Source organism: Pseudactinotalea sp. (assembly GCF_048594945.1).
Lineage (GTDB): Bacteria > Actinomycetota > Actinomycetes > Actinomycetales > Beutenbergiaceae > Pseudactinotalea.
Map to the genome: position 1 here is coordinate 1 of NZ_JBMDXJ010000153.1, position 7,327 is coordinate 7,327.

Sequence of the window (7,327 nt, forward strand, 5' to 3'; positions counted from 1 at the left end):
GGCCTGGGGCACACGACCTCCACCGGCGAGGTCGGGGTCATCCCGCCGACGCGGGAGATCTCCGAGACCGGCGAGACGCACACGATCGACGGCGTCGAGATCGAGTTCCAGATGACCCCGAACTCCGAGGCGCCCGCGGAGATGCACTTCTACTTCCCCGGGTTCCGGGCGCTGTGCGTTGCCGAGAACGCCACCCACACCCTGCACAACATCCTGACGCTGCGCGGCGCCGTGGTGCGCGATGCGCGCGAGTGGGCCGGCTACCTCACCGAGACGATCGACCGCTACGGCGACCGAGCCGACGTCGCGTTCGCCTCCCACCACTGGCCCACCTGGGAGCGGGAGAACGTGGTCCAGTTCCTCTCGCTGCAGCGCGACCTCTACGCCTACCTGCACGACGAGACGCTCCGGTACATCAACCTCGGCTACCAAGGCACCGAGATCGCCGAGATCCTTCAGCTCCCGCCCGCGCTCGAGAAGGAATGGAGCGTCCGCGGCTACTACGGCTCGGTCAGCCACAACGTGAAGGCGATCTACCAGCGCTACCTGGGCTGGTTCGATGGCAACCCGGTCAACCTGTGGGTGCACCCGCCGCGCGAGCTCGGCACTCGCTACATCGAGGCGATCGGCGGGCAGGCGAGGGTGGTGGAACTGGCGAGGGCCGCCGTCGACCAAGGTGACCTGCGCTGGGCAGCGACGCTGCTGGGCCACGCCGTGTTCGCCGACGAGACCGATGAGAGCGCCAAGGCGCTGCTCGCCGACGTTCTCGAGCAGCTCGGCTTCGGCTCGGAGAACTCGACCTGGCGGAACTTCTACCTCGCCGGCGCGCTTGAGCTGAGGCAGGGCGGCTTCGGAACCCCGACCCGCAGTGACACCGGCACGATGGTGCAGCACGTGGCACTGAGCCAGATCCTGGACTCGCTCGCGATCGCCATCAAAGGCCCGAAGGCTTGGGAGCTCGACCTCGAGCTCGATCTGGTCGAGGAGACCTCCGGTGAGCGCCACCGCCTCACGCTGCGCAACGGCGTGCTGATCCACCGGCTCACCACCGCGGAGCCGGCAGCGACCACGGTCCGGCTGACCAAGGTGCGGTTGGCGCGCCTGCTCGCCGGCGATGTCACCTCGCCCGGCGTCACGATCGAAGGCGACCCGACCGTGCTGCGAACGCTGCTGGGCGTGGCCTCGCCCGGCGACCCGTCGTTCGCGATCGTCACCCCCTGATCGCACGCCAGCCGGGGCGCTTGGCAGTCAGCCGCTGAGCGCCGTCAGGCCCTTGCTGAGCAGCACCACGCTCAACACGGTCAGGAGCACCGCCATCACGATGGCGCTGCTCGAGCCCAGCCACTCACGTACCCGCGTGAGGAACGCCTCAGCGGTGCGGGGCGCCAGCACGCGCAGCAGCGGCGGTCCCGCCACCGTGAGGGAGGCGATCACCACGTAGACCGCGAGAGCGGCCAGCGCTGCCCCTGCGCCCGGCGCTGCGTTGGACAACGACGCCCCTGCCGAGATCGCGAGCACGAGGTTCTTCGGGTTGACGCCACCGAGCAGCGCGGCGATCCCGAACGCCCGTGCCGGAGTCAGCGAGTCCAGCGCCGCCAACCACGGTGGCAGCGGATGCGGTTCGCCCGGAGCGGGCAGATGCCGCCACCGCTTCACGGCGAGCGCGAGCAAGGCGGCGCCGAGCACCAGCTGGATCACGCCCGTGATGGTGCCCGGACCCTCGCCCAACCCCGGAAGCAGACCCGCGACCTGCCAGAACACCACGACCACGACAGTGACCGCCGTCAGCCATCCGAGCACAAAGGCCAGACCCACCGTGCGCGCACGTTCCGAGAGCATCATGAGGATGATCGCCATGATCGGGACGGGGCTGATGGCGATGCCGATCGCCGGCGACAGCATGCCGCCGACCGCCTCGAGCATCAGCGCGACGTCCCGCCGGCGCTGTCCTTGCTGTCCTTTCCGCCGTCACTGCCCTCGGTGCGCAGCCGCTTGAGCAGACGCTCCTCCTCCTTGGCGTCGTCCTTCGACTTGCGCCGCTTCGCGAGGATCGCGAGCAGGATCCAGCTCCCGGTCGCAGTCACGAACCAGACCACCAGGGCTGCGATGAACCAGGTGCCGACGCCGTCGATCGTCAAGCCGCCAGGCAGCAGCGACGCGATCACCAGCGACAGGAGGGTCGAGACCAGCCCGATGCCGCCGAGCAGTGGCGCCGAGTACCGGCGTGCCAGGTTGAACACGAACGGGCCGAGGATGCTCTGCGCGAGCGTGAACACGCCCACCGCCACCAGGAAGCCCACGAACTGAACGTTGAAGCCGGGGATCAGCCACCACGCGAGCAGGAACGCCACTGCGCTGGCTGCCAGGTTGACCATAAACTGCACGAGCATGCGAATCATCAGGACTCCTTTGCCCTCAGCGAGGTCCGTGTGCTCACCGGGACGGCGACATCGGCGCCGCCCTCCCTGCTGATGCGATTGCGCGTCTGAACGAGCGCGGCCGCAGGTGCGAAGCCGCCGGCCAGCAGCACCTGCCCCTGCGTGAAGCCGGGGGAGGAGTCAAGGAGGTCGCGCGGCGCGAACCCGAACACCGATGCCACCTCGGCGAGGTCGGCCGGGGAGTTCATCCGCAGCAGCCCGAGGTTGTCGCACTGGGTCAGCACATGCGGATGGATCTTGTTCGGGCGCTGGGTCGAGAGCACGAGCCAGAGCCCGTACTTGCGACCCTCGGCGGCGATCTGGACGACGCGCTCCACCAGCGCTCGCTGAAGCGGCGTCTGCGGGGTAGCCGGGCACACGTTGTGTGCCTCGTCGATCACGATGCTGATCGGTCGCCGCTCCATCCGGTGCTGCCACAGATGGTCGAGCAGCGCGAGGCTGACCGCGGCCGGTTCCTCTGCCTCGGTGCAGGCGGATAGATCGACGACGACGGCGTCCGGTCGTTCGTTGACATCGTCCTCAACCGCGTGGTCGCGCCAGGCCCAGATGTCCCACTCGAGGATGCCGAGATTCGCCAGGCGTAACCCGAGAAGGCGTCGACCGGGGTCGGGGGAGTCGAGCAGCGCGGCGGCGAGGCTGTGGCGGTCGTAGCTGCCGTCGGCCTCGTTCATCAACTCGATGGCGGCGTGGTACTCGACGGCATCGCGCAGCGGGTCGAGCCGCAGCACCGCAGCACGAGCCGGAGCAGGCATGCCGGTATAGCGCACCCGCAACGGCTGCGCGCTGCCATCGCCGGACGCCGAGAAGACCCGCACGTCGAGCGCGGCGAGCCCGGCAGCCTCATGTGGCTCGGCATCGTCGCGCGGAGCCCCGAGGTGCACGTAGTCGGCGTTGGGGTCCAGCACGAGCAGCGGCAGCGAGGTGTGCAGCAGCACCTGTTCGAGCAGCACCCCGAGGGAGTAGGTCTTGCCCGAGCCGCTCTGACCGCACCAGAACGTGTGTCGGTTCAGCTTGCGCGGGTCGATCTGGCCCGCGGCGCCGATCTCGCCGCCGCGGACCACCTGCCCCAATGTCAGATCGGACATGGCACCAGGCTCAGGCGAGCGCCTTGGCCTTCAGCGAGGCGTACTCCTGCTCGGAGATCGTGCCGGCGTCCAGGAGTGCCTTCGCGCGCTCGATCTCGGCTGCCGGGCTCGCGCTGGTGCCTGCAGCCTCGCGGATGTACTCCTGCTGCGCTGCCTGCACCGCGCTTGCGCGGGCGGCCGAGCGCTCGGCCATTCCCTTGCCGCGAGCGCTCAGGTAGATGAGGCTGCCCAGGAACGGCAGGAAGAGCAGGGCGATGAACCACACGACCTTCTGCCAGGTCGGCAGGCCGGAGTCGCGGAACAGGTCGGTGATGACCGTGAACAGCGCGATCAGGGCACCAACCCACACGAAGATCAGCAGCATCGAGACGAGGAAGTCCCAGAATGAGGCAAAGAAGTCGAGCACTGAGGTGACCTTTCGAGAGTCCGGACCGGCCGGCAGTTTCTGCAAGAGAGGTACTGCAACGGCGAGTTCATTGATGCCGCGTGTATTCAGGGACGCTAGTGGATGCCGAGCACTAGCGGCCAGCCCCGCTCGAGGCCCGACACTTGCGTCCTTGCGAACTCATCCGGTACGGATGATGCGCACGTTGAAGGAACCGTCTCCGATCCGACTCCACCAACCGCGACGGCATCCCTAGACTCTGCTCTGTGCAGCCTCCGACCGGTGCGCGGCAGAAGGCTCCGTGGTTCCTCACCGCGGCGCCGACCGTACGTGCTACTGCGATCCCACGCCCGCACCTCGTTGCCGCCCTTGAGCGGGCACTGGCGTCGCGCGCTGTGGTGCTCGTCCAAGCGCCCTGGGGCTATGGCAAGACGACGCTGCTGAGCGAGTGGAGCGAGGCGACGCAGCGGGACGTCTGCTGGCTGACGCTCACCGGCTATGACCGACCGCCAGAACGACTTCTCGATGGCGTGCTGACCACGATCGAGAGGCACCTTCGAGACTCGGCCTCCGCCGTCGGCGATGTCATGGCGGTGATGGCACACCTGCGTGGCCAGGGCCAGCCCGTCGAACTGATCGCCCGCACCCTCGGCGAGGCACTGCAGCAGGCCGAACGCAGCGTCGTCGTCGTGATCGACCGAGCCGAGCTGGCCACGAGCGAGGGGATGCGCGACGCGCTGACGCCGCTGGTGGTGCACGGCGGCGGAGCGATCAGGATGGTCATGGCCTCCACCTCCGAGGTGCGCCCGGACCTGTGGCGCTTGACAGCCCACGACCTCGAACTGATCGGGGCCACCGACCTGGCCTTCAACGAGGCCGAGATCGATGCCGTGCTCGCGCACGATCGCGACCTCGTACACCCGGGGGCGAGCGAAGCAGAAACCGGCCGAGCCGCCGAGATCTTGGCACTCACGCAGGGCTGGCCGGTCGCCGTCGCACTACTCCAGCGAGCGCGGGAGCGCGGCGAGCGGGACGAGCCGAACTGGCCGGTCGCGCCGGTCGATGACCAGTCGGTGACCGAGTACGTGCAGGCGCTCGTGGAGGACCTGCCGCCGGACCTGCGCGACTTCATCTTGGCCAGCACCACGACGCCCACGCTCAACGGCGACCTGGCTCGCGCGCTCACCGGCCGGGAGGATGCGGCTGCTGTGCTTGAGCGCGGGGCGACCTCCGGGCTGTTCCTGGATCGCACGGTGAAGCGTGACGGCCAGACCGTCTATACCTGGCACGCGCTGTTCGCCAGGCACGCCAGGATCATCGCCAGCAGGCGATCGCCGGAGCGGGCGGCCGCGAACGAGCGCGCAGCTGCGCGCTGGTTGCGAACGGACTTCCCGGAGGAGGCCGTGCAGCACGCCGTCCGCGGGGGAGACTTGGAGCTGGCGCTTGCGATCCTGCGGGACAACTGGTTCGCCATGATCGTCGACGGGCGCTCGCTCCCGCTGGAGGAGTGCTGCGCGCGGCTGCCCGATGAGGTCCGGGAGCAGCCCGAGGTGCTGGTGATCCGCAGCTGCTGCCGGGAGCTCGCGGGCGATCGTGACACCGCGATGCTCTTGCGTGATCGGGCTGCACGGCGGCACGGCAGCGCCCAGCATCAGGACGAGGAGGTCGAGCGAGCGAGCATTCTCGCGTCGCTCTTCCTTGGCGACGATCCCGACCGCCTGGTTCGCGCGGTGGACCGCGTGGCGGCACTGGTGGATGCGCACGTGCTACCCGAGCGTGCCCATCTGTACGTCACCTTCCTTGCCGGCTGGGTCGTGCTCCGGTTGCGGACCTCGCCGGACAAGGCGATCCGACTGCTGCGCACCGCATACGCACAGGCGAGCAGCCTCGGCCACACGCGCCTGGCTGAGCGTGCCCGCCAGAACCTGCGCTTCGTGCTGACGTGGGCCGGGTCGTTCCGTGCCGCCGACGAGGTGCCCCAGACTGGCACGCCGATGCCGCACTCGCCCTGGGATGGGTACGACGGCGAGATCGACACGGTGACGGCGATGTACAGCGCGTACTGGCGTGACGACCTGGACGAGGTCATCGAACGAGGCACTGCGCTGCTCACCTCCCCGATCGCCTCCGGGTACAGCGCGATCGGGTTGATGTACTACGGCTTCGGTGTGGCCGCGAGCCGGCGCAGTGACCTGGTGGACGGCGCCCGCCGGGCGTTGACCCGCGTGCCCCCCAATGGTTCGCACGGCGTCCCGTGGCCGATCTATCGCCGTGTCGCGCTCGCCGTGCTTGCCGAATCCGTGGGAGAGGTTGAGCGCGCGCAGGAGCACGCGCGCGCGGTGGTGGAGGCCTCCGACGTGCCGGCGTCGCTCGCGGTGGCGATCGATGTGCTGCGCCGCACGGGCGATCGAGCCGGCGCGCTCCGCGGCCTCGCCCTGCTCAGCAAGGAGACGCCGATCTACGTGCGCACGATGGGGATCTGCGCCCAGGCGGCGCTCGCGTGGGAGACGGGCGAGCGCTCGCTGGCCCACCGGTCGCTCGAGCAGGCGCTCGTGCTGGCTGAGCCGGAGGGGATTCGGCGGCCGTTCGCCGGTGCCGATCCGGTCCTGCAGGCCCTGATGGCAGCGCACGGGCCGTGGGGTACGGCGTACGAGCCGCTCCTGGCCGACTGCCTTGGCCGGACAACCTCGGTGCCGGTCAGCCGGCGGCATGTGGATCCCCTCACGGTGCGGGAGCGGGAGGTGCTGGCGCATCTGCGCACCACCATGACGGCGGCGGAGATCGCGCAGGCGCTCTTCGTCAGCGTGGCCACGGTGCGGACTCACATGAGGGCGATCTATCGCAAGCTCGGTGTCCCGAACCGGCGCGAGGCAGCGCGACTGCTGCTCTGAGCGCTCGACGCCTCATCCATCGTGGATGAGTTCTGGTTCTGAGTTTCCCCGATCGGGTGCCTCACCGAGAGCATCGCGCGTGTGAGTGACGTGCGTACGCGTGGGGGCCGTTCATCGCTGCGAGCCCTCTGGGTGATGTTCTTGGCGGCGCTGTTGGCGTTCCCTCTCGTGACCATCGCCGGCAGTGGTCCCTCGCTCGCCGATGAGGGAGACCCCGAGTACCTGCAGATCGAGAAGCAGATCTCGGCGCAGGATCTCACGGCAGGCGACCAGTTCACGTACACGATCCTCGTGACCTGCGCCGAGGCTGACTGTGTCAATGCCTCGATCTCCGATGCGTTCCCGCCCGAGCTCGCTGGCTTTCCGATCAACAACGTCGCCCTGACGCCGTCGGAGGCTGTTGTGCCTCGCACGGTCACCTGGGGACCGGGGGGCACTTCGACACCGCCGCTGACCTTCGGCGCCGAGACCACGCTCGACGTCGACCTGGCGATGCCGTTCCCGGGCGGCACCGGCCTTGCCGAGGGC

At 69.2% G+C, this 7,327-nt stretch carries 7 protein-coding genes; 3 read left to right on the forward strand and 4 right to left on the reverse strand.

Features of this window, described 5'->3' with window-relative positions; all coding sequences use genetic code 11:
- A partial coding sequence (locus tag ACOJSN_RS07180) for an alkyl/aryl-sulfatase (RefSeq protein WP_420111821.1) occupies positions 1-1,221 on the forward strand: 1,221 nt, incomplete at its 5' end.
- 27 nt (positions 1,222-1,248) lie between these two features.
- On the opposite strand, the gene ACOJSN_RS07185 is transcribed toward ACOJSN_RS07180, so the two are convergent.
- Genes ACOJSN_RS07185 through ACOJSN_RS07200 form a run of 4 tightly spaced genes read right to left on the reverse strand, consistent with a single transcriptional unit; the run spans position 1,249 to position 3,929 of the window.
- Positions 1,249-1,923 (reverse strand): GAP family protein, encoded by a 675-nt coding sequence (locus ACOJSN_RS07185; RefSeq protein ID WP_420111822.1) that lies wholly within the window; start codon positions 1,921-1,923, stop codon positions 1,249-1,251.
- Positions 1,923-2,390: a phage holin family protein gene (locus tag ACOJSN_RS07190; protein WP_420111823.1), complete on the reverse strand. Its 468-nt coding sequence runs from the start codon at positions 2,388-2,390 to the stop codon at positions 1,923-1,925. The genes ACOJSN_RS07185 and ACOJSN_RS07190 overlap by 1 nt, the downstream gene beginning before the upstream one ends.
- Positions 2,391-2,398: 8 nt before the next feature.
- Positions 2,399-3,523: an ATP-binding protein gene (locus ACOJSN_RS07195; protein WP_420111824.1), complete on the reverse strand. Its 1,125-nt coding sequence runs from the start codon at positions 3,521-3,523 to the stop codon at positions 2,399-2,401.
- A gap of 10 nt (positions 3,524-3,533) precedes the next feature.
- Positions 3,534-3,929, reverse strand: a complete 396-nt coding sequence (locus tag ACOJSN_RS07200; protein WP_420111825.1) for an SHOCT domain-containing protein — start codon at positions 3,927-3,929, stop codon at positions 3,534-3,536.
- Between the two features lie 245 nt (positions 3,930-4,174).
- Between ACOJSN_RS07200 and ACOJSN_RS07205 the strand changes: the two genes are divergently transcribed.
- On the forward strand, positions 4,175-6,799 hold the full coding sequence (locus ACOJSN_RS07205) for a LuxR C-terminal-related transcriptional regulator (protein ID WP_420111826.1): 2,625 nt from the start codon (positions 4,175-4,177) through the stop codon (positions 6,797-6,799).
- A gap of 81 nt (positions 6,800-6,880) precedes the next feature.
- Positions 6,881-7,327, forward strand: a 447-nt coding sequence (locus ACOJSN_RS07210; RefSeq protein WP_420111827.1) for a hypothetical protein, incomplete at its 3' end; no start/stop codon positions are given.